This is a genomic window from Niallia sp. MER 6 (assembly GCF_023714395.1).
Lineage (GTDB): Bacteria > Bacillota > Bacilli > Bacillales > Cytobacillaceae > Niallia.
Genome location: NZ_JAMAUK010000010.1, coordinates 131,637 through 153,805, shown reverse-complemented (window position 1 = coordinate 153,805; position 22,169 = coordinate 131,637). Strand labels below are relative to the sequence as shown.

Annotated in this window: 19 protein-coding genes; 5 read left to right on the top strand and 14 right to left on the bottom strand. The window is 36.2% G+C overall.

The features are described 5' to 3' along the window. The first annotated feature begins 187 nt into the window (after nt 1-187). Nucleotides 188-949, top strand: a complete 762-nt coding sequence (locus tag M3600_RS14585) for a CPBP family intramembrane glutamic endopeptidase (protein WP_251646531.1) — start codon at nt 188-190, stop codon at nt 947-949. 18 nt (nt 950-967) lie between these two features. On the opposite strand, the gene M3600_RS14580 is transcribed toward M3600_RS14585, so the two are convergent. From M3600_RS14580 to garR, 5 genes are all read right to left on the bottom strand, one after another. After that, a complete protein-coding gene (locus M3600_RS14580) occupies nt 968-1,507 on the bottom strand; it encodes a cysteine hydrolase family protein (protein ID WP_233318255.1) in 540 nt (179 codons plus the stop codon). Nucleotides 1,508-1,746: 239 nt separating this feature from the next. After that, a complete protein-coding gene (locus M3600_RS14575) occupies nt 1,747-2,397 on the bottom strand; it encodes an HD-GYP domain-containing protein (protein ID WP_251646529.1) in 651 nt (216 codons plus the stop codon). A gap of 210 nt (nt 2,398-2,607) precedes the next feature. Continuing rightward, on the bottom strand, nt 2,608-3,930 hold the full coding sequence (locus M3600_RS14570; protein WP_251646528.1) for a gluconate:H+ symporter: 1,323 nt from the start codon (nt 3,928-3,930) through the stop codon (nt 2,608-2,610). A 66-nt stretch (nt 3,931-3,996) separates the two neighbouring features. Continuing rightward, the gene (locus M3600_RS14565) at nt 3,997-5,424 is read right to left on the bottom strand and encodes a four-carbon acid sugar kinase family protein (RefSeq protein WP_396953815.1); all 1,428 of its coding nucleotides are present in this window, start codon (nt 5,422-5,424) and stop codon (nt 3,997-3,999) included. 8 nt (nt 5,425-5,432) lie between these two features. After that, the gene (garR, locus tag M3600_RS14560) at nt 5,433-6,332 is read right to left on the bottom strand and encodes a 2-hydroxy-3-oxopropionate reductase (protein WP_233318152.1); all 900 of its coding nucleotides are present in this window, start codon (nt 6,330-6,332) and stop codon (nt 5,433-5,435) included. A 231-nt stretch (nt 6,333-6,563) separates the two neighbouring features. Here garR and M3600_RS14555 point away from each other — a divergent pair, with 231 nt between their 5' ends. Next, entirely contained in the window at nt 6,564-7,181 is a 618-nt protein-coding gene (locus M3600_RS14555; RefSeq protein WP_233318154.1) for a GntR family transcriptional regulator, read from the top strand. A gap of 53 nt (nt 7,182-7,234) precedes the next feature. On the opposite strand, the gene M3600_RS14550 is transcribed toward M3600_RS14555, so the two are convergent. The 9 genes from M3600_RS14550 to M3600_RS14510 form a co-directional block, all read right to left on the bottom strand. Further along, entirely contained in the window at nt 7,235-7,648 is a 414-nt protein-coding gene (locus tag M3600_RS14550; protein WP_251646526.1) for a hypothetical protein, read from the bottom strand. Nucleotides 7,649-8,501: 853 nt separating this feature from the next. Continuing rightward, nucleotides 8,502-9,932, bottom strand: coding sequence for a DHA2 family efflux MFS transporter permease subunit (locus M3600_RS14545; RefSeq protein ID WP_233318158.1), 1,431 nt, complete (start codon nt 9,930-9,932; stop codon nt 8,502-8,504). Nucleotides 9,933-9,934: 2 nt separating this feature from the next. Continuing rightward, complete coding sequence (locus M3600_RS14540; RefSeq protein WP_233318161.1) at nt 9,935-10,495, bottom strand: TetR/AcrR family transcriptional regulator; 561 nt, start codon at nt 10,493-10,495, stop codon at nt 9,935-9,937. A 248-nt stretch (nt 10,496-10,743) separates the two neighbouring features. Beyond that, nucleotides 10,744-11,367 (bottom strand): class I SAM-dependent methyltransferase, encoded by a 624-nt coding sequence (locus tag M3600_RS14535; protein ID WP_251646525.1) that lies wholly within the window; start codon nt 11,365-11,367, stop codon nt 10,744-10,746. A gap of 277 nt (nt 11,368-11,644) precedes the next feature. Further along, entirely contained in the window at nt 11,645-14,074 is a 2,430-nt protein-coding gene (locus M3600_RS14530) for an EAL domain-containing protein (protein WP_251646524.1), read from the bottom strand. A 232-nt stretch (nt 14,075-14,306) separates the two neighbouring features. Continuing rightward, on the bottom strand, nt 14,307-14,690 hold the full coding sequence (locus M3600_RS14525; RefSeq protein ID WP_251646541.1) for a VOC family protein: 384 nt from the start codon (nt 14,688-14,690) through the stop codon (nt 14,307-14,309). Between the two features lie 99 nt (nt 14,691-14,789). Next, nucleotides 14,790-15,914, bottom strand: a complete 1,125-nt coding sequence (locus M3600_RS14520) for a GerAB/ArcD/ProY family transporter (RefSeq protein ID WP_233318166.1) — start codon at nt 15,912-15,914, stop codon at nt 14,790-14,792. A gap of 25 nt (nt 15,915-15,939) precedes the next feature. Then, on the bottom strand, nt 15,940-17,124 hold the full coding sequence (locus M3600_RS14515) for a Ger(x)C family spore germination protein (protein ID WP_251646522.1): 1,185 nt from the start codon (nt 17,122-17,124) through the stop codon (nt 15,940-15,942). Nucleotides 17,125-17,139: 15 nt separating this feature from the next. Next, nucleotides 17,140-18,597 carry a spore germination protein gene (locus M3600_RS14510; protein WP_251646520.1) on the bottom strand — a complete coding sequence of 486 codons (1,458 nt, stop codon included), beginning with the start codon at nt 18,595-18,597 and terminating at the stop codon, nt 17,140-17,142. Nucleotides 18,598-19,186: 589 nt separating this feature from the next. Between M3600_RS14510 and M3600_RS14505 the strand changes: the two genes are divergently transcribed. From M3600_RS14505 to M3600_RS14495, 3 genes are all read left to right on the top strand, one after another. Continuing rightward, nucleotides 19,187-19,732 carry a TetR/AcrR family transcriptional regulator gene (locus M3600_RS14505; RefSeq protein ID WP_233318172.1) on the top strand — a complete coding sequence of 182 codons (546 nt, stop codon included), beginning with the start codon at nt 19,187-19,189 and terminating at the stop codon, nt 19,730-19,732. 288 nt (nt 19,733-20,020) lie between these two features. Next, nucleotides 20,021-20,875 carry a Cof-type HAD-IIB family hydrolase gene (locus tag M3600_RS14500; RefSeq protein ID WP_251646518.1) on the top strand — a complete coding sequence of 285 codons (855 nt, stop codon included), beginning with the start codon at nt 20,021-20,023 and terminating at the stop codon, nt 20,873-20,875. Nucleotides 20,876-20,919: 44 nt separating this feature from the next. Beyond that, nucleotides 20,920-22,146, top strand: a complete 1,227-nt coding sequence (locus tag M3600_RS14495; RefSeq protein WP_251646516.1) for a sugar efflux transporter — start codon at nt 20,920-20,922, stop codon at nt 22,144-22,146. Nucleotides 22,147-22,169 lie beyond the last annotated feature (23 nt).

Sequence of the window (22,169 nt, the reverse complement as noted above, 5' to 3'; positions counted from 1 at the left end):
AAGCATCACTCTACATCTTACTTAAAGGTCTTTAATCTTAATTCAATGCTTATCTAAAAAACTGGTCTTAATCAGCACAGTTTGCTGAATTTCAATACTTTAAAATAATACAGCTGTATGAAAAGCAGGAATATCACATTCCTTCTTGAATAAAAATAAAGTGGAAAACAAAAATTAGGAGGTTTACATGGAAATATTCCTTTGGATAATGATTGTTTTTTTGTTTGTGTATGAGCCTATTTTTGGATATTTTGATTTTCAGAAATTCAAGGTAAATGTCACAACCATTGCACATGCCAGAGAGAAGTATTATATTCATACTATTGTTGGCTTGTGGGTCCCTACTCTTTATATTATCCTCTTAGTCCTTTTCACCGAAGTTACCTTTAATCAAATCGGATTTACCTTACCTACTATTAACACAGATGTATTTGGTCCTTTTATTACCTATATCGTCTTTGCCTTAACTGGCGTCTATATTATGGCTATTCTCTATTATATGATTGGATACCATGTCAGTAGTAATATTCGGACAAATCTAACCGAAGCAAAAAACAAACAAAAGGAGAAGTCCGAGTTTCTTGCAATAATGCCTGTAAGTAAGAAGGAGAAAAAGCTTTGGAATTACGTTTCTATTACGGCAGGTGTTACCGAAGAGATAATATACCGCGGCTTTTTACTCTTTGCTTTTTCTTACTTATTTCCAAACCTGTCCATTTGGTTTGTTGCCATCTTTGCATCTCTTTTATTCGGACTTGCTCATACGTATCAGGGGCTATTGTCAGGTGTATTGCGGACAGCAATTGTTGGCTTAGTTTTTTCGATCTTATATGCTGGCCTTGGCTCGATTATTCCCCTTATTATCCTCCATTTCTTAATAGATTACATGGCTAAGCTGGGCGAAGATAAGCAAACCATACAGGATTCGCGCATAACAAAAATCCCATAACTATTTAAGGGATTTTTGTTAACTATTCCATTCACTCAAAATCTCCTCTGTCGTAAGAATTGTCGCAAATTCGTTCTGGAGCATGGCAAGCTCATAATTATGGATAGAGTCTGCATCATAATAATTACCTTTTTGATCGGTCGTTTCGAATGCTGCTGTGGCATCAGACACTAGGAAAGTTTGATATCCTAAATTTCCACTCATTCGTGTTGTCGTAGAAATACAATGCTGTGTGGACAGTCCAGTGATAACTACAGATTTTATTTGCTGATCTTTAAGATATGTTTCTAAACCTGTACCGATAAAGGCACTGTTTACATTTTTTTGAAAGATAGTTTCCAGTTGCAGTGGCTGTATACTGTCTTTAAACTGTGTTCCCACCTTATTTTTATAATGAAGGGGAGAATCCGGCTGCACAGACATATGCTGCGAATAAATAATATGCCCTTTTCTGTTTCTCCATTCAGTTAGAAGGCGTGCTATATTTTTTTCAGCTTGCTGATTGTTCCGCTTTCCCCAGTACGGGTCGTCAAAGCCTTTCTGTACATCCAAAATCATAAGTGCTGGCAATTCTTCTCTTAAGTTCGCCAATAGTATCCTCCTAATATTTAAAATCATTAGAAGTTATTATTCCAATGAACCCTCTATTTATGTAAAATTGGCTGCAAAAATAAGGCTGGTTCTTTACCAGCCTCTCATTCATGGATTAATATATATCAGAGTTTTTTTCTGCAGAATAATAATGATGTAAGCTGCGCGTTAAACTGGAGTTTACAGCGGGGAACTTATAGCTACTATTAAATGACTTCCAAAAATACTTCTGTAATGTCTGGATCAAATTGCTTCCCTTTTTGTTCATATATATATTGTAGTGTCTTTTCCTTTGACCAAGCTTGCTTATAGGATCTTTCATTCGTTAATGCATCATAGCTATCTGCAATAGCTACTATCCTAGCCTCCAACGGTATTTCATAACCCTTCAAATTATATGGGTACCCTGTGCCATCCCATCTTTCATGATGATATAGTATGATGTTCTCCGCTACCTTTAATACTAGATTGTCACAATACAGCACTCTAAAGGTCTTTTCTTTAAACATGGCTGCGCCAATTATCGGATGCATATTCATCATATTTCTTTCCGAATGATCTAATTCACCTGTTTTATACAGTATTTCCACCGGAATTCGCGCCTTTCCTATGTCATGTAGGATGCTTGAGTCAGCAATGCTATTGTAATAATCCTTATTAAGTACTTCTCTGTTTCTGTTATAAGCCTTTATGAGCATCTTAGTCAATTCCTGCACTCTGCTTAGATGGCCCATAATTTTTTGATCACGAATATCACATGCTGATGCCACATGGCTAATTAATTCTCTGGAAGATTTCCGCCTGTAATGGAAGGTCTCTTCATCATGGTACGTTATAGCAGTATTTCTATTTCCCAATTTAATCATCCCTCCTCTTAGGTATATTAGCCTATCTACCAAAAATTATAATAAGGATTATGGAGGATTTATATAGGAATAGAATCCTAATTAGACAGCTTTTGCTAATAGGACCTGTATTTTGCAACAAAAAAAACTGCAATTTAGAAATTCCTAAATTGCAGCTCTATCAATTTATAAGCTTATCAACTTTTAAATAGTAGAAACACGTTAACTAATAAACATGTTGATAATTAACACACCTGCAAGCCCAACTAAGGATGCAATGGTAACCATAACAGACCATGTACGGATGGTTTTTCCGATTGAAAGGTTGAAATACTCCTTATAAATCCAAAAGCCTGCATCGTTCACATGGGAGAATGTCATACTACCAGCTCCAGTCGCCAGTACCATTAGCTCTGGACTAACATGGGCAGCACCAACTAAAGGTGCGGCAATACCTGCAGCTGTTAGTCCTGCAACTGTTGCTGAACCAAGGACAACACGAAGAATCGCAGCAATCAGCCAAGCTAAAATTAACGGAGACATCGTTGAGCCTTCCATCAGGTTTGCCACATACTGATCGACATGTGTGTCAATCAGCACTTGTTTAAATGCTCCGCCCCCTGCGATTACCAATAGAATCATAGCAATGCTGCTTACTGATTCAGAAATCAGTTTCATGATTTCCGGCATCTTTTTTCCACGGTTTAAGCCAAAAGTAAAGATAGCCACAATAACTGCAATTAATAAGGCAAAACCAGGATCTCCTAAAAACTGGGCGACTGGCAGTAAGGAGGAATTCGGCATAGCAATTTCCACCACTGCTTGGAAAGCAATAAGTATTACTGGAATTAATGCTGTAAACACACTGATACCGAAGCTCGGCAGTTCACTTTCTTTATAATGCTTCGGAGTAAATAATCCTTTTGGGATTTCTACTTCTAAATCTGCTTTCTTAAATGTCTTCACATAAAGTGGACCACTTAAATAAATCGCTGGTATTGCAATTAGCACACCATATAATAATGTCTTTCCGATATTTGCATCATATACTGCTGCAACAGCTGTTGGCCCAGGGTGTGGCGGTACAAAGCCGTGCATCGTAATCAGTGCAGATATGACCGGCATTCCGATATAAAGAATTGGGACACCTGCTTGTGCAGCAATCGTAAACACTAGCGGAATTAACACCACTACACCTGTTTCAAAGAACAGTGCGATACCGACTATACCTGCAGTTAAAACTGCTGCGAGCTGAACCCGCTTTTTCCCAAACGAATTTATCAAGGTTGTGGCAATTCGCTGAGCACCGCCTGAATCAGCCATCAGTTTACCTAGCATACCTCCGAAACAGATAACTAAAACAAGATGCCCTAAGGTGCTTCCAAGACCATTTGTAATAGATTCCATTGCTTCGATTGGCGCCATGCCTTCCATAACCCCTACAAGCAGCGAAACAATCACCAGCGATATGAAAGCGTTTAACTTAAAGACAACCATTAATAAGAGCAAAAGCGCTACCCCTATACATATATATACGATCGGCATATTTCTCCCTCGATTCCCTCTGTAATTTTGGAATGCCGTAATCGGCATTCCATGATTATATGTGATTTATGCTTGTGTGCCTAATATTTGGACAACAGTCTTTAGATCATCGACTGTACCGACATTCCCTGGGAATATTACATAAGACATCCCCGGATATTTACTTTCTTCTCCAGTAATCCATACTGGAATTCCCGGTCTGATTTGTCCGGCAACTGTTGCTCTTTTCACCCCGAGACCCTTTGTTCCTACATCACTGGAGGTAATGCCGCCTTTGGCAACAAGGAAATTAGGTCTTACCTTCAGCTTTGTGACAATGGACGTCACTGCATCTGAAATAGACACAGAAAGCTTCAATTCTTCTTCTTTTTTGTTTTCCCCAAGGTCCAGCCTTTTCCTGCTCGTATAAACTGCTACCGTTTTACCTGCAGTAATCAAGCTTTCGACTGTTTCAATCACACGCTCACACTCTGCTTGAAACTTATCTGGCTCAAGCACTAAGTTTGTTTGAAATTCAATAAATTCAATCGATGTTAGCTCTTTTAATTTATCCAATTGCTCTGTCGTTTTCTTTACATGAGAGCCGACTATTATTAAACCGCCATTAGTTGTTTCTTCCTTGACTAGTTCGCCTCTTGTCAAAAGGCCCCTGTCTTGCACACCGCCGATTACTTTAGGCAGAGCAGCTGCACTTCTAAACAGAAAATTCTTTCCTGCCTGAATTGCTTTAACGAGTGCTGCAGTAAATATCTTTACATCTGCTTCGTCAGCTGCATTGACAACTATCTTGTTGAAATCAGTCACAGCAGTTAACTGTTCCGCAATATTATCAACTTCCTGTGCGCGAAGCTGCTCAATGGAAATATATAATGTGTTCTTTGCTGGAAACTCCCCATTTGACTTTTCCTCTACCCATTCTCCAAGATGAGAACTGGAATAGCCAAATGTACGGTCTTTAGCGAATTCCGTTTCACCAGCAGGAATCAGCTCTGTTCCTGTTTGCACATAATGAATATTATTTATCGTAAAGCGTCCGCCTTCTTTAAAATAGGGAAGGATTACTTCTCCGTCTATCTTTAAGCTGGAGCCCGCTTCAAGTGTCTTGCGGATAACAGCTGTTTCAAGGGGATAATGACCGCGTAATGTCGAATCCCCTCTGCTGATAATTATAAATTCCTTATTCAGTTTGGATGCAACCGAAAGGATATATCCAGCAATTTCACGATGAACTTCTTCTGTTTCTTTTACTGTCAATCCGCGTGAGTTTGTTAGAATAAAAAACATGGATGAATCTTCTTGAAACCCTGCCTCTATCGCTTCTTTAGACCAATCAGTAAAAACAGAAATATTATTTACTGTTTGGACACCTGTCGGATCATCATCGAGAACAATGATTTTTTTGTTTAGTTCCTTTAATGCCGCTGCTGCTAATTGGTCTGCCGCCTTTTTGTCTACTGCTGGAAGTTGGTTAAGGTATTCTGCATTCAAGCGCAAGCTCTCCATTATTTCTCAACCTTCTTTACTTCAGTATTAGCTAGCTTTTCATAATAGCGGACAATGCTGGCATGGTCATCATTCACTTTTCCGTCTGTTTTTAATGCATGGAATATTTCCAGCAATTGACTAGAAAGAGGCAGTGGCACACCAATTTCATGGGCTGTATCCATAACATTTGTAATATCTTTCATATTGATTGCAATGCTGCCGCCTGGTGCAAAATTCCTTTCAAGAATCATAGGCACCTTAGCATCAAGAACCGTACTTCCTGCAAGTCCTCCGCGAATTGCTTCATACATCTTCTCAATATCAATACCTGCTTTTGCAGCCAGTACTAAAGCCTCGGACATTGCTGCAATGTTAAGGTTTACAATTATTTGATTAGCAAGCTTGGCTGTTACACCACAGCCATTGTCTCCCACTAAGACAATATCCTTTCCCATACCATTCAAGATAGGTTTAACGCTTTCAAATACATCTGACTTACCGCCAACCATAATGGACAATGTTCCATCAATCGCCTTTGGCTCACCGCCGCTAACAGGCGCATCCAGCATTTCCACCCCAAGTTTGGCAGCTTCTGCTGCAAGTTCACGTGAGACATTTGGTGTGATAGAGCTCATATCAACGATGACAGAACCGGGTTTTGCACCTTCCAAAATACCATTTTCTCCAAGTATTACTTCTTTTACATGTTTAGACGCAGGAAGCATTGTAATAATAACATCTGACTTTTCAGCAACCTCTTTAGCGGTAGTTGCGGCATATGCACCGGCTGCTTGCAATTGTGCAACAGCATCCTGATTAAGATCAAAAACCGTAAGCGTATGACCTTTCTCTATAAGATTCAACGACATTGGTTTCCCCATTATTCCTAATCCAATAAAACCAACTTTTCGTTCCATATTTATTCCTCCTCTATACTGTAAGCATTTGCATTTTTTATTATGAATGCAGTGTGAATTTTACAACTACTGCAATCGTTTTCAGTTATTTACAACCCTATTGTACACGATTACATAAAAAATGTATACAATTTTTATATTTTTGTATACAAAAATATTATCTAAGTATTAATTTTTTCTATTGTTTGGTAAGATACTTGTAAATAGTAGTTGTTCTTGGAGGGTGAAGCTATGTTTGGAAATAACCGTTCACGGCCTGCTTATCATCAATCATATGAGATACTGCGGGACAAGATATTAAACGGTGAATTATCTGGTGGCACAAAAATTGTGGAAGAAAAGATTGCCGCCGAATTAGGAGTTAGCAGAACACCAATCAGGGAGTCTATCCGTAAATTAGAGCATGAAGGATTAATCGTCAATAAACGTGTCGTGAAGCCGACTGAAAAGGACCTGCGCAACATGTTTCAAGTCCGCATTTTGCTTGAAGGCTATTCTGCCCAGTGTGCTGCATCGTACATAAAAGAAAAAGAGCTGGAAGAATTATTAGAATGTGTCGAGATTGGAAGAAACGGAACAGTGGACGAAATCATGAAAGCAAATGAGCGTTTTCATGAAATCATCGTTCAATCAAGCAATAATCCTGTCATGATTGATATTATCGATCGTATGCAGTCTACCATCTATCTTTTTAGAAAAACGGTTGTGTTTTATAACCGGCCTCATCTCATCGATGAGCATGAACAGATATTTGAAGCAATAAAGCTTAGAGATGGGCAAAAAGCAGAACAACTGATGAAAGATCATTTGCAGGCTGACTTGGAGTTTTGCCTTCACTTGATAGGGTAACAAAAAAAAGCAAGGGTGCACTCATAAGAGTACATCCTTGCTTTTTGCATATATTATTCTTCTTCTTCTTCTACTTCTGGAGCACCAGCAAAGTTCATTGCTAGTTGATCAGCAACAGATAATTCTTCTGTTCCATTGAAATAAGGATAGTATGGCAATTCTACTACTCCATTAATTTCACAAAGTGAAATAGTTACAGGATAATAGAAAGGAGCAGGACCTAAAATCAATTTATCACAGTCTACATTGCCAACTAAACCTATGAAATATCCACCATCTACTATTACTTTAACAAGGCGGCCTCGAAGTCTTTTCAATTCTTCTTTAATACCTTCTGCACATTTGTTGTCACATTTGTGATCATGCTTATGCTTGCATTTACAATCATCATGATGATGATGTTTTTTCTCTCCGTCCTTTTTTTTCTTATGCTTTTCAAATAAAACAAAATCTAAATGAAGATGCATAATGTTATCCCCTTCCATCAAAATATTATTTACTTCCCTAATAATATATTGCCGCTTGTCCCCTTCTGTTACCGCTCATTTACCTATTTATAAGACCTGACAAGAAAATGATGAAAATGCATGAAGGACATTAATACAGCTGTTTGCAAGAATATTTAAAACAAGAAAAAGAGGTGCACTTATAAAATAGTGCACCTTTCAAAGTAAGTGAAAAGGGAGGTTTTAATGGTATGCTAGGGGAATTATACTAAGAATCTCTTAAAGATTTTTGAGTACAAATGTTTTGTCAGAAGAATAATTACTTAATAAGAAACGAGCATTAGTCTTTGAAGACACTGCACATTATGAGAGTTTACATCATTTATTTGGGCAGCTTATTTCTATACAGCCTGATACTTAACTTAGTAAAACTGTGCAATACCTAAGGAAACAAAAGGTTTATTTCTTTATTTTTTTCATCGTCCTGCTTATAACATACTTAATGAACAACAAAATTCTTTACTTAGCTACATCATCATATTTTTATTTCTATTGAACATTCATAATGCTCTGCCAAAGACTAATTCCACCATCTATGTTCCCGAATACTTAGTGTATAGTGCTTTTTCCTCCCAAGTAATATTACTTCCAAAAAAAATGCTTGTCCCTCACTTCCTTAAGAAATTTCTTAATACCATATAATATATTAATGCGAGCTGTTGTCAGAAACCGCTTCTCCCCAATGGTCATACCTATTTTTAAGAAAATAAGAAAATAACATAGCGAAGCGTTAAAGGGTGATAATTACATGTAATAAACTTCGCAAAAGTGAACTTTTACGAAGTTATAAAATGGACTTGGTTTTTAAAAATGGTTAGTTTGGCTTTTTCATAAATAGTGACAGTACAAAATTAACGACTGCCAACACTAAACTAATCGTAAAGACAAAGGATGAACCAGATGCTGCTGCCTCTGCAGGAGCATTAGCAACGCCTTCAAGATAGCTTGTCTGATTCGCTGATAATAAGGATACCATCACTGCAATTCCTATGGCGCCAGATACTTGCTGAATCGTTTGCGTCAAAGCAATACCGTCTGGATAGTACTGTTTTGGCAAGGAATTCAGTGTATTTGTTTGGACAGATGCAAGCACCGCTCCAATTCCAAGCATCATAATAATATGCGTTAAGGCAATCATCCATAGTGCTGTATCAGTGCCAAATTGTGAATAAATAATATACCCGATAGCTACAAGTAAAGTACCTGGTGTTATGACCGCTCTAGGTCCATATTTATCAAACAGCTTGCCAATAATCGGTGCTAACACACAGTTTAGCAAGCTTCCTGGCAGCAAAATAAGTCCTGATGTAAAGGCAGCAAGCATAAGTGCCATCTGCATATACATCGGCAAGATGATAAGCATAGAAAGCATGTTAAAGAAAGTAATAAAGCTCATGAATACGCCAAGAACAAACAGCGGATACGAAAATGCTTTTAAATTCAGCATAGGATGTTCCATCTTCGTTTGCCGGACTGCAAACAGCACAAGTGCGATTAAACCGATGATGATTGATATAATGACAGTCGGACTCGTCCAGCCATCATGCTCACCGCCCACACTTACTCCGTAAACAATCCCACCGAAGCCAATTGTCGACAGGGTGACAGACAGTGCGTCTATTGAAACTTTACGCAGCTCATTGACATTAGGCAAATAAATAAATCCAAAAATCAGGGAGAACAATAAGAACGGTATTGTAACCCAAAATATCCAATTCCATGATAACGTGTCCAAAATCAGACCAGCTATCGTCGGACCAAGCGCTGGTCCTGCAAGCATCACAAGCCCCATAATCCCCATGGCACCACCTCGTTTATTAGGAGGAAAAATCGTAAAGATGACATTTTGTGTTAAAGGCAAATTAATCGCAAGCCCTGCGGCTTGAATAACACGCCCTGCCAGCAAGACTCCAAATACAGGAGCGGAGGCTGCTAAAATCGTTCCAGCCAATGTCAAAAAGATAGATGTTAGAAACATTTGCCTTGTTGTAAACTTTTGCATCATTATCCCTGTAACAGGAACTAATATTCCTAATGTTAGAAAATAACCTGTTGCCAGCCATTGAATCGTTGTCGCATTTGTTTGGAAAAGGCTGCTTAATTCTCCTAAAGCAATATTTAACGCTGTTTCACTAAAAAGCCCGACAAAGCCTGCGACTAAAAGCGCAGCCATTATCGGTCCGGTTTTGATCTGTTGCTCTGCTGCAGAGCCTACATTAGGCCCTGCATTTATTTGTTGATCCATTACTAAGTCTCCTTTAATATATTCGGCAACACACTTGAGATTGTTTTTAGTGGTTCGCTTGCCTTTTCTGTTAGGCAAAGCATCATCCCACCTTCAATTGATGCCGTCATCATTAGTGCAATCGACTTAGCCTTTACGTCTGAAAAGCCATCATCTATCAGCTTGGCTGCGTAAATGCCTTGAATCTTTGTATATAAAGAAGAACAAGCATTGCGGACAGGCTCACTTAATGATGCCATTTCACTGACAATACTGTTAAACGTATAGCCGGCAATCGTGCCCTCTTGATCAAATACAGCAATCAATTTACTAATCATCGCTTGTGTTGCTTCAATTGTTGTTGGATATTGATTAAATATTACTTCAATATCCTCTGTTATCGCCTTGTTCATCGATTGCAGACAAGCAATAAGCAGCTCTTCCTTTCCGCCAGGGAAATGGTGATAAAGACCACCCTTTGTAAGATTGCATTCCTTCAGTATTTCGTTAACTCCTACCCCCTTATAGCCTTTCTGTTGAAAAAGATTAGTCGCGATCTCGATTATCAGCGATTTAGTATCCATTTCCGTAGCACACCTCCACATACCAACCGGTCTGTTTTTAACTATATCAAAAATTTTTTCAGAATTTCAAGCATTTTTTTTATAATTTTTTTGATGAGAATAAACTATTATATAGATTTTTAGTTGATATTCTTCATAGTTTAAAATAGAAATGGGTTATAGTTAGAAGTAGAAAAAAAAGAGAAGCACCAAATTGGTGCCTCCCTCACTTTTTTGACTAGCGAGCTGCAAGAAATACCTACAACACATCATTTTTTCTGACATTTTACCATGAGAAAATTTATAGATGATTTATTTTCACTATGTTTATTTGGTTCATCCACTTCTATCGCCTCTACCAATCCAAAGTTTTTAAAGTCTTCATCTATTGAAGCAGAATCATAAAAAAACATTTTCACACCTTCGATAATTTCGAAATAGTCTTCCGCTAACTGTTTACCCTTACCAAACATTGGGGCTTTTTTGGAAACAGTGGTAAAGACCATGTACCCATTCGGTTTTAACTGGTTGTAGCAATCACTAATAAACTTCTTTCTCTCTTCCCTATTTAACAAGTGAAGCAGAGCATGAGAAAATATACCGTCGTATTGCTTATTATCATAAGGCATGTCACTAACAGATCCATGAAAAATTTTGCAATTAACTCCATTTTGCTTCGCCAAGTCAATGGCTGTTTGGGAAATCTCAATACCTGTAACATTGATTTCATTTTCAAGGAAAACCTTCGCATTCCTACCATAGCCAATCCCTGGTATAAGTACATCCTTTACATTCTTTTCAAGGAAAAAATCCTTTGTTAAAATCGCTGAATCTGTCGGTTCGTATCCCCACATCATTTGTTTTTCAATAAAGCTGGATTCCCAGAATTCCATTATATTTCGCGCTCCTTTTTCATATACTATGCTCATAATTATTAATTAAAGACATAAAGACTCTTTAATAACTATAATAGTTATTAGCATTTTTGTAAAATAAAAAATCTCTACTGTCTAGGGAGTAAAGCATGAGGTTGTTACTTTACATTTTCTAACACCTCTAGAAAATCTCACACCATAGAATAAACTTGCTAAAAAAGAGCTAACAATTTCAATATAATGTAAAAACCACACCCTATTATTATGATGAATGTTGGTGTGGTTTAATTTGCTTCTATTTTATTTTGTTTTCATATTTATCCCAATAATCGCTAAATACTCGCGAATGTAATGGTTTACTGTAAAAATACCCTTGAATCTCATCACAATCCCAATCTTGCAAGACTTGTAATTGTTGCTCTGTTTCTACACCTTCTGCTGTTACTTTGATATCAAGATTTTTAGCAACCGACACTAAAGATTGAACAATGGCAGCATGGTTCTTATTGCTGGGAATATCCTTAATAAAGGATTGATCTATCTTAATTCTATCTAAAGGAAATTTAGATAGATAAGTTAATGACGTATATCCAGTACCAAAATCATCCATGGTAATTTTAAAGCCAATGCCTTTTAGTAGATTAATTTTTTCTCTCGTTAATTCTGTATTTTCTATCGCTAAGCTCTCCGTAATTTCTAAATCTATTTGTTCTGGAGGCACGGAAAACTCTTCTATACTATCCAATAAGACTGGGATAAAATTCTCAGCAATGAACTGCTTTGGTGAAATATTTATTGATAATTGAAAGTCCATCGGAAACCTTATCCCCCAATCTCTAAATTGCGATAATGCTCTTCTAATAATCCAATTCCCTAGCGGAATAATTAAATTTGTTTCCTCTGCTATCGGAATAAAGTCTCCAGGGCTGACAAAGCCTTGCTGAGGGTGATGCCAGCGTATAAGCGCTTCGACACCTACTATTTTTTCATCTTTAATACTATGTTTAGGTTGGTAATAGAGTTCAAATTGTTGTTCCTCAATAGCATTTTTTAATTCTTCATACATCGTAATTTTAGAAAGCATGTCTTTTTCCAAGCTTGCTTCATATTCGGAATAATTATTACGTCCAGCTTTTTTGGCAGCATACATTGCCATATCCGCATGTTTGATTAATGCATCACAATTATTCCCATCATTTGGATAGTAGGAGATACCGATACTCAACGTAATGTCTTTTTGTCCACCTTCTATTTGAAAAGGCTGCTTCATTTCTGTTTGAATGTCTTTTATTAATCTTTTAACTTCTGCTGAGTTCTTAATTTCAGTTAAGCAGATAAGAAATTCATCTCCACCAAGTCTGCCAATTACCCCTTTCCCTTTGATGGTTTTCTGCAATCTCAATGTAATAAGCTTAAGTAATGAGTCTCCAGCTGCATGACCGAGATGATCATTAATATCCTTGAACATATCCACATCAATTAAAATAGTCGCAAAACTAGTGCCCTGATTAATTTGCTCATCTACTTGTTTATAAATACCGCGCCGATTTAGCAGTCCAGTAAGCTCATCATGATAAGCTAAGAAGTTTACCTTTTCTTGGACTTGATTTTGCTCTGTTATATCCTGGGCAATAACATAAATACCTGTTAAAGAATTATCTATTTTGATTTGAGATGCTGTTATATTCAGATTTACTACTTGCTTATTTTTAGTAAGAATAAAGGTTTCAACGCTAATACTGTTCCCTTTAATTACCTCATAAAAAAATGCTTTTAATCTCTCAGTTTCTTCTTTCAACACTAGGTCGGTTATTTTCGACTGAAGAATTTCACTTAATGTGTACCCCGTTAATGGTAAAACGGACGGATTAACTTCTTTAAAATTCCCTTTTAAATCTAATATAAAAATTGCATTTGGATTATATTGAAATAAAGATCTATATTGCTGTTCATTTATTTTAAGTTTCATATTCTGATTCTCTACCATTCCATTCTGGTAGATCAATTGATTTTCAATATAATTAATCGTGATGATAAATAAGATAAGCACGCTGAGAATAGAAATCATAACGATAGAAAAATCTGCAACTTGGAAGAGACTTTGGATAAACATATAAATGATTGAACCAAAGGAAATACTAAATACCGTATAAAAGGTAGTACTCTTCGTATAAGTTATACTTCTGTTAATCATTAATTGGTCAATATGAAGATGCTCAATAATTCTCGCAATATTATAAATAGATGTAGTTAATAGTGCAGCTGTATAAAGAACATTTACATTATTTAAGTACAAAGGAATGGAATAAACTCTTTCTAATAAATAAACTATGTAAATTACGATAAAAGCAGCAACTACAACACTTAATACTAGATAAGGAATGACTCCTTTCTTTTTATTTGTGTTAAATCTAGATGGTTTAATGGCAATTTTTCCGATTAAACTCATGAGCCAAAAACTCACAAAACAGAATAAAAAGGTATATAAAGTATTTTTCAATGTTAGCTTTAAACTTTCAGGTGATAATTCAATCACACTTATACTTAACAGACATATGTATGGAATAATAGAAATAATAAAGCCGCATAAAATGGCTAAAAACAAAGTATATATTGCTTCATGCATTTTCTTCCCGGTAACTGTTGTTGTTACATACATATTTAAAGTCAACAAAGTAACACAAATAATACAGCATACGATTAAATACAATATTAAATTAACCATCACCACACTCCTACTATAGTCCTAAAAACATTACTTTAGACTCATTATAAATGGTAACAAAGGCAGATAGAAAGATATTTGCATCTGTTAATGTTTGCCAATTAAATCTCAAAGTCACTGAAACATAATCGGGAGTCTCCCATTTAAGGAAGACTCCCGATTAAATATTTCTATTTATCGATGCTGTTTATTTCACCAACTACTGTTTAGAACAGGGCTAAGTAAATGGCAGTTACTTCTCTATTATCTGAATAAGGTTACCGCATGTATCATTAAAAACAGCTATTGTGAATTCTCCCATTACTGTTGGTTCCATAGTAAATTCTATGCCACCGCCAAGTAATCGCTGATACTCTTTATGTATATCCGGAACGCCGAACATTGTGGCAGGAATGCCTTCTGCGTATATTTTCTGTTGATACTCTTTTGCCGCTGGATGGTTATTGGGTTCGAGTAACAACTCTGTACCATCTTGGTCTTCAGGTGACACAAGGGTGATCCACCTGAACTCTCCGACCGGCACATCCTCCTTTTTTACAAAACCAAGCTTTTCTGTATAAAACGTTAATGCCTTGTCTTGATCCTGGACAAAGATACTATTTACAATAATTCTCATCATGTATTCCTCCCTGATTAAAGTTTCTGATTTGTTTAGATTCTGCAAAGCCAGTATATTTCCTTCACACTGACGGTAATGTTTTTGAAAAACTTCATCCTAACTGTGAGTCTGCCTCAGTCTTTTTCTCTTTCTCCAAAGTAATTTTATTACTAAAAGGAATAAACATAAAATTGGCATAAACAGCTGAAAAAAAAGATGAATATATAACGGAACAATCTTTAAGCCAATAAAAAGATGAATACTGAAGTTTTTCATAAATACAACACTAATGATATAAACAGTCAGTAAGAATGGAATAATCATCTTCTGGTCTTTTTTTATTTTAAATATCCCTGCAAGCCCCTGTATTCCCGCAAATGAAAAAATACTGATTTTTATAAGGCCGCCGATTGTAAAAATTAACACAGCTAATAATTCCAAATGCCTAATAAAATTCAAAAAATTAATATGCTCTATTGTTTTCATAAAAGGAAAGATAAAGAATTTAGCTAATTCTGCCGTTAAGAAGCCGATATTTAAAATAGATATGACCATAAGAATGAATCCAGAAATAAGGACCGCCAGCCAGCCGTGCTTTTGGAAGGAAGGAAAGGACTTTACATACTGATAATAACAAAGGAAAACGATTACTTCACCAAATGGAAAAGTGATTAAGGTCGGAAATACAGCTTTTATGATTGGGCTATAACCATTTTCTAAGATGGGCCTTAAATTGTTTAAGTCGAATTCTTCAAGGAAAAACATGGAGACGATAACCAACAGTAGAAAAGAAATCATCATTAAAGTTAAAGCTTCCGAAGATCTCCCCAATGTCTCTATTCCTAAATAGCAAACATATGCCACTAACAAAAGGATGGATAATTTAATAACCCAAGCTCTAACACTCCACAAAAGCACTTCATTAATAAAAAAAGCAAAATCAGCTGTCACCCTAGCAGCTAAATATAAAAAATACAGATAGTATAATCCAGCTAAAAAAATGCCCAACGGACGACTAAAAGCTTCCTGTAAAATACTTGTGAAGGTTTTGCTTGCACCGCCTGCTCTATATAAAGCTATATAACAGAAATGGATGGCTATCCCAATCAGCGTGCTTATCCCGATTGCAATCCAGGCATCTTTCCCCGCTTCCATTCCCATGCCTAATACTATAGAACTGCCCAACTGAAACAAAATAATCATGGATGCTAATTCTAATGATCCTATTCTTTTGATCTCCATATCATCCACCTCTTTTGCCCTTTAGTTAATTAGCTATATTAAGATCTCCTAAGTTCCGGACGATTACCTTTGTCTCAATAGCAAATGTTGAAGTGGCATATATTTCACTTTGCCAACTATCTTCAATTTCCTTCCAACTATCCTTTTCGTCAATACGAAGTACATCCCCAAAACCGATAAAGTCGGCATTCATGGCTTGTGATTGAACAAGTAAGTCCTTTAAACCTTCTTCTATTTGTTTTTCCATCAGATCTTCCACTTTTTTTATTCCTGCTGGTTTTGAAATGTCCAGATCGCAATTTAATTCGTCTAAATCCCCTGTTACCTCTACTTTAATCGTAAATTTCGGTTTTCCCTTCGTTATCTTTCCATGGATAGCTGTTTTGGAGTGAATAATGGTTAACCCAAACTCCTCCTTATTGTCATCATTAGGACAATAAGAGCTGAAATAACTATGTTTTAACCTATCTTTTATTAAGTAATACGCTCTACTTTGGTTATCATTTAACCAGCCAACCTTTTTGTCTTCATTTAAAAGCGTTAATCCTGAAAATTCTAGATATGATTTTGGTGCCGTTGATTCTAAGAGGGCTTTTTCTTCGGCTAAATGTTCCTTCCCATATAAAGAAATGGTAGGAATAATGGCCTCCTTTCCTCTTGAAAGAATGTCTGCCTTTACTTGGGTTGGATATACTCTTTGATGTGAGCCCCAGTTTTCCTCCGTATTTCTAAGAGCTTTTACAATTTCATTTCCAGGGATATCTTCCATAAATGAAACCACTTTCAATACATCATAGGCACTTATGTCTTTTGTAATTAGAATATCTAATATGGAAGATAATCCAGGCTCACGTAATATATAATTGAGCACATTATTTATACCTTTCGTTTCAGCTAATTCTTCCCCGATTACAATTAACTGGACTTGTGCAGGACTTAACTGTCTGGAAATTTTTTTTGAAACCATTTCAATTGCTTTTCCTATGCTTTTCGCTTTAGCCTCGTATACAATGACCGGCATTTTATCTGTTTGACTAATAGGAGGCTGCGGATTGATTACTTGCAAGGAAACAGCATAATTATCTGATTCCATGTCTATTCCTACTGCATAGACGAGCGCTATTTCATTTAACTCATTACGATTTATGTTGCCAAGAGAAAGTACCGCAAACAACGAAAGGAATATAATAATACCTAATGTTTTCATCATGCTTCCTGTCCTTTATTAGTCTCTTTTTTTTCTAACAAATTCCTCATGCTGAAATTGATGCTTGTTAGAAAGTTTATCTAATGGAAAACGATAAATCGCATCCTTCTGATCCTTTAAGTTAAAAGGAAACAGTGGAGCAAAATAAGGTACACCAAATGAACGCAAATGATTTAAATGAAAAGTTAATGCTAAAGTAGCAAGAATGATTCCATATAAACCTAAAAAAGCAGCTATGATGATAAATCCGTACCTTAATGTCCGCACTGCAGTAGCCAATGTAATTATTGGAGCTACAAAACTAAATATATAGGACATGCTGACAACCAGTAATGTAGCTGGCTGTACTAAGCCAGCTTCAACAGCAGATTGACCAATTATTATGGTTCCAACAATTGATACAACCGAAACTAAGCCTTTCGGTAAACGCAATGCTCCTTCAATAATAATTTGAAACAGAAACATGAACAGCAGTAATTCCACCACTAAGGGCAATGGCTTACCTTCCCTTTGAGAAGCTAGACTCAATACTAAATCAAATGGCAGCAGGCCAGGATGATATGTAACAAATGCCAAGTAGTATGCTGGCAGATATATAGCCATTGCCAAGGCGAGTATTCGAAGCAGTCTTGTGACACCGCCATTAACAAAATAATAATCATCAGGCGACTGCAGAAATTGCAGAAATAATGCCGGTACTACTAACGCATACGGTGACCCCTCAATCAGAATGCCAATTTTCCCATCGGTAATTTCACCTGTTACTACATCAGGCCGGTCCGTTGTCAACACTAGCGGAAACGGCGTGAGAAACTGATCCAGTATATATTCTTCTATATAATTCGCATCCAATATCTTACTCGTTTCTATTTTTGCCAATCTATTATTTAATTCGGCCAATATCTCTTTATCGACGATATTGTCTAAATAGATAACACAGATATCAGTATTCGTTTCGCTGCCAAATGTATAATTTTCTAATCGCAGCTGTTCGTTTTTAAGAGCTTTTCTCATGATTGCTATATTTGTTGCTAAGTTTTCATTAAAGCCAATTAAAGGCCCTTTCGCAACACGTTGTCCCTCTGCTTCCGTTAAAGAACGTTCCTTCCAGCTAGAAGTGTCAACAACAAGCACATCCTCTATGTCTTCCAATAAAATCAAAGTCTTTCCATTCAGTAAGTCTTTTAGCGCGTCTTTATATAACTGGATAACCGCTACCGACTTTACCTGAATCATTTCTTTTTCCATAACTGCCATTAAGTTAATTACTTGTGTAGTTGGAGAAACCCGCTGTAAAGGTCTGATAATGAAATTTTCTATATCACTTTCATTTACAATACCTGCAATAAATACAAGAGAACAATTCAGCTTTTTATCGTTTAGATTTAATGTAATGGAGCGTATTATTAAGTCAGCTGGATCTCCTAAAGATTTCTTTATATTATTAACACTTATTTTCTTTAAGGTTTCCGCCATCCAAATATTCCTCCAAATAGTGATATATAAAGTAATTTTTACTAAATTTGCGCTTATTATGTAGAGTGTTTATTTGAAAACACAGACTTCATAGAAAAAGCGAACTTGACTCATGAATGTCAAATTCGCTTTTTCAGTATTTATTCAGGTATAGCTTTTATGTACGTATCCCAGATTTAATGGAAATCGCCTCAGAGGTATTTATATCCTTTATTTCCCACTAGGTTATACCTTTGTTAAAATAGTTGGAATAATTATAGGTGTTGGGAATTGTTCTTCTGAAGAAAAGTTTTGTATTTCTCCTATTATATCTTCAACAGAATCAACATGCGCTGCAGTAATTCTATACTTCTAGCTATTCCATTTTACTGCAGGAAAGACAAATGACTTTTCCGTTTGTTCCATTATTCCTGTTCTAATGATTATAGTATTTTCATCTTGAGAACAGCGGCTGACTTTGCTCCATAAAAGTAAGACTGAAACAAGTGTATTTAAGGTTATTGACATTTTTAAACCTAAATAGTACTTATCCAACCATTTAATTTATCATATAATCATAGAGAGAATATTTTAGAGTGGTGAGGTAATTTTGGCTAAAATAGATAGAAGAATACTGAAATCACAAGAAGCAATAAAAAAAGCTCTTATAGAGTTAATGTCTGAAAAGAAGTTTGATGATGTTACCATCCAAGATATTTCTGACAGAGCAAATGTAAGCAGGGGGACTATTTATCTTCATTACTTAGATAAATATGATTTGCTGGAAAAGCTTATTGAAGAACATATTAATAATCTTCGGGAATTATGTGAAGCCACGGCAGATTCGGAATACAGTGAAGCTAATCTACCTTGGTTTAAATACCTCGAGAGCCATTATTTGTTTATTTCTACTATGCTTAAAAGCAAAGGTGCTCCTTATTTTCGCAGTCAATTTCATGAATTTCTTATAGAAGAATTTAAGGATGAAGTTGATACAGCTATTGCTAAAAATAAGGAATTAAATGAAGATGTTCTGCTTCAATTTATTGTGACATCGTACGCGGGTTTAGTGGAGTGGTGGGTTATAAATGACATGCCAATATCACCAGAGGAAATGGCATTGCAAGTGGGGATCTTATTAGATAGAAATCTTTAAGAGCAAAAATGGGTAACCTGGTGGTTACCCATTTTTGCATTACTAGCATGACATGGAAGCTGCATGTAACTTAATAAAACATGTGTAAAATTGTATCAATTGTTAATTTCACTGAATTTGTTTATTATTAAACATTTTGACAGAAATTGTTCAGTAACTCGTATTGACGATTCACGGTAAAAAAATGATAATGAATTACCAAGTCATATTGGTCTATATAAATCAATATTTTAATGATAACGCTTACTTTATTGCTATTACAATTTCACAACGCAGGGAGAGAATTATATGAAGCTTATTGCACTTGATTTGGACGGTACTACGTTGAATTCAAAAAAAGAAATGAGTAACGAAACGATACAAGCAATCAGAAAAGCACAGGAACAAGGCCATATCGTTATGGCTTTAACAGGCCGATCAGCTACACCGGTTATATCTGAACTTGCTAAATATGATTTAGATTTACATGTTGGTGGAAATAACGGCACGGAAATATATGCTAATGGCCAATTAATAGAACTAACCTCTCTTCCCCTTCCTCAATGTCAAAAAATTATGTTAGAACTAGAAAAAGAATCAATGCCATATAAAGTCTGTACAAATATTCGTACATTTGCCCATAAAGACTGGCTTGATCGATATGAAAAAGTTTTGGCATCTGGTCTTGTCCCAAATGAGTATCTTGATCACAAGGATTACAAAATGTTCACAACACCTCCACATGTTTACGGTCAGTCATTCTTTCATAACCCTGAAGAAATACTAAATAATGAATCTACGGTTATAAAGTTTCTTATCCTAGGACTTGATCCGATTCAAAAAGATCGGTTGAGATCCCAATTAGAGTTAATTGAAGAAATTTATGTAGCCTCTTCTTCGCCATTCAATCCTGAAGTTACACATATTAACGGAAATAAAGGAAATGGCTTAAAAGCAATGGCACGCTTTTTTAATATTCCAATCGAAAATACAGTAGCTATCGGAGATGAAATAAATGATATACCTATGTTTCAGGCAGCTGGGCTGGCGATTGCCATGGGAAATGCCGAAGAAGAAGTAAAAAAGCATAGTGATATTACCACACTATCAAATGATGAAAATGGGGTGGCTTATGCTTTTGAAAAGTATATTTTAAATGATTAAGTGCTGCTAATTTTTCTGTAGTTATGTAAAGGTGGGGAAAAGAAATGCTGATACGTATAAAAAAACTATTCACAATCAAAGGGTATTGTCTTTTCATGGTTTGTATGCTGCTTGTCGGTACAGGAATTTCCATTACGATGCCGTACTTATCTCTGTATTCTACTGAGGAACTAGGAATGAGCGCAGGGGCATTTGGGGTCTTTATGGCTGTAAGCTCGCTGAGTGGTGTATTAATAAACTCTTTCATTGCAAAACGGTCAGATAGCGGGCTCAACCGAAAATTGGTGATAATCATAGCTATGCTTTCATCCGCTTTAGGTTATGTGTCTTACCTTCTATTTCATAACTATTTTCTGCTGTTATTAGTGGTTACTGTATTTAACGGATTAGGTGCTGCTGCGATGCCGCAAATCTTTGCTTTCGCACAGGAGTCGGCAAATGCAAGCAAGAGTGATGATAAAACATTTGCACTGTCTACTTTGCGTTCCCTTGTTTCATTAGGTTTTCTTATTGGGCCCCTAGGCGGGACGATTATTTTAGGATTGGCTGGTTATGAAGGGTTATTTCTTGGAACCTCTGTTATCTTTCTAATTATTGCATCTCTAGTATTCTTTTTTCTGAGCAATCAAAGCAACACTGTTCATACGAAAAGAAATAATAAATTGCCGGTTCCCGCATCTTCCCTAAAAAACAAACAAATAAGATACCCCTTTATCGCCTTCATCCTTCTTTTTGCAGTAAATGCTATAAACGTAATTAACACACCACTGTTCATTGTGAACGAGCTGCACGGAAGTCACGCAGTTGTCGGAATTGTAGTCAGTGTTTGTGCAGGTTTAGAAATTCCCATTATGATTGGCCTCGGTGCTTTAGGAAAAAAAATATCCAATCATTCGTTAATGATTATTAGCTGTTTCATAGCCGGTGCTTACTACATTATTTTAGCAACTGCGTCTCATTCGTGGATTTTAATAGCCGCACAGCTCCTCCAAGCTGTTTTTGTAGCAATTGTTATGGGAAATGGGCTAAGTTATTTCACAGAATTGCTGCCCTCTTCTCCTGGAATATCAGCAACTATTTATTCTAATGGCTCTACCATTGGGAGATTAGTCGGAAATTTAGGTGGAGGATTTATTGCTACTTTTATAGGGTTTCGCTTTGTTAATCTAGTTTGTCTGCTGTTAGTTTTGCTATCCTTCTTCATCTTATGGAAAGCTCGATTCCATAAGCAATCGGAAGTTACATTAGAGGAAAGTAATTCTGTATCTTAATCTAGCAAACTTCCCTTCTAAGA

Excerpts from the sequence above, each read along its gene's own strand:
- M3600_RS14585 (WP_251646531.1), top strand. The coding sequence starts at position 188 with ATGGAAATATTCCTTTGGATAATGATTGTTTTTTTGTTTGTGTATGAG.
- M3600_RS14580 (WP_233318255.1), bottom strand. The coding sequence starts at position 1,507 with ATGATTTTGGATGTACAGAAAGGCTTTGACGACCCGTACTGGGGAAAG.
- M3600_RS14570 (WP_251646528.1), bottom strand. The coding sequence starts at position 3,930 with ATGCCGATCGTATATATATGTATAGGGGTAGCGCTTTTGCTCTTATTA.
- garR (WP_233318152.1), bottom strand. The coding sequence starts at position 6,332 with ATGGAACGAAAAGTTGGTTTTATTGGATTAGGAATAATGGGGAAACCA.
- M3600_RS14555 (WP_233318154.1), top strand. The coding sequence starts at position 6,564 with ATGTTTGGAAATAACCGTTCACGGCCTGCTTATCATCAATCATATGAG.
- M3600_RS14550 (WP_251646526.1), bottom strand. The coding sequence starts at position 7,648 with ATGCATCTTCATTTAGATTTTGTTTTATTTGAAAAGCATAAGAAAAAA.
- M3600_RS14545 (WP_233318158.1), bottom strand. The coding sequence starts at position 9,932 with ATGGATCAACAAATAAATGCAGGGCCTAATGTAGGCTCTGCAGCAGAG.
- M3600_RS14540 (WP_233318161.1), bottom strand. The coding sequence starts at position 10,495 with ATGGATACTAAATCGCTGATAATCGAGATCGCGACTAATCTTTTTCAA.
- M3600_RS14535 (WP_251646525.1), bottom strand. The coding sequence starts at position 11,367 with ATGGAATTCTGGGAATCCAGCTTTATTGAAAAACAAATGATGTGGGGA.
- M3600_RS14530 (WP_251646524.1), bottom strand. The coding sequence starts at position 14,074 with ATGGTTAATTTAATATTGTATTTAATCGTATGCTGTATTATTTGTGTT.
- M3600_RS14525 (WP_251646541.1), bottom strand. The coding sequence starts at position 14,690 with ATGAGAATTATTGTAAATAGTATCTTTGTCCAGGATCAAGACAAGGCA.
- M3600_RS14520 (WP_233318166.1), bottom strand. The coding sequence starts at position 15,914 with ATGGAGATCAAAAGAATAGGATCATTAGAATTAGCATCCATGATTATT.
- M3600_RS14515 (WP_251646522.1), bottom strand. The coding sequence starts at position 17,124 with ATGATGAAAACATTAGGTATTATTATATTCCTTTCGTTGTTTGCGGTA.
- M3600_RS14510 (WP_251646520.1), bottom strand. The coding sequence starts at position 18,597 with ATGGCGGAAACCTTAAAGAAAATAAGTGTTAATAATATAAAGAAATCT.
- M3600_RS14500 (WP_251646518.1), top strand. The coding sequence starts at position 20,021 with ATGAAGCTTATTGCACTTGATTTGGACGGTACTACGTTGAATTCAAAA.
- M3600_RS14495 (WP_251646516.1), top strand. The coding sequence starts at position 20,920 with ATGCTGATACGTATAAAAAAACTATTCACAATCAAAGGGTATTGTCTT.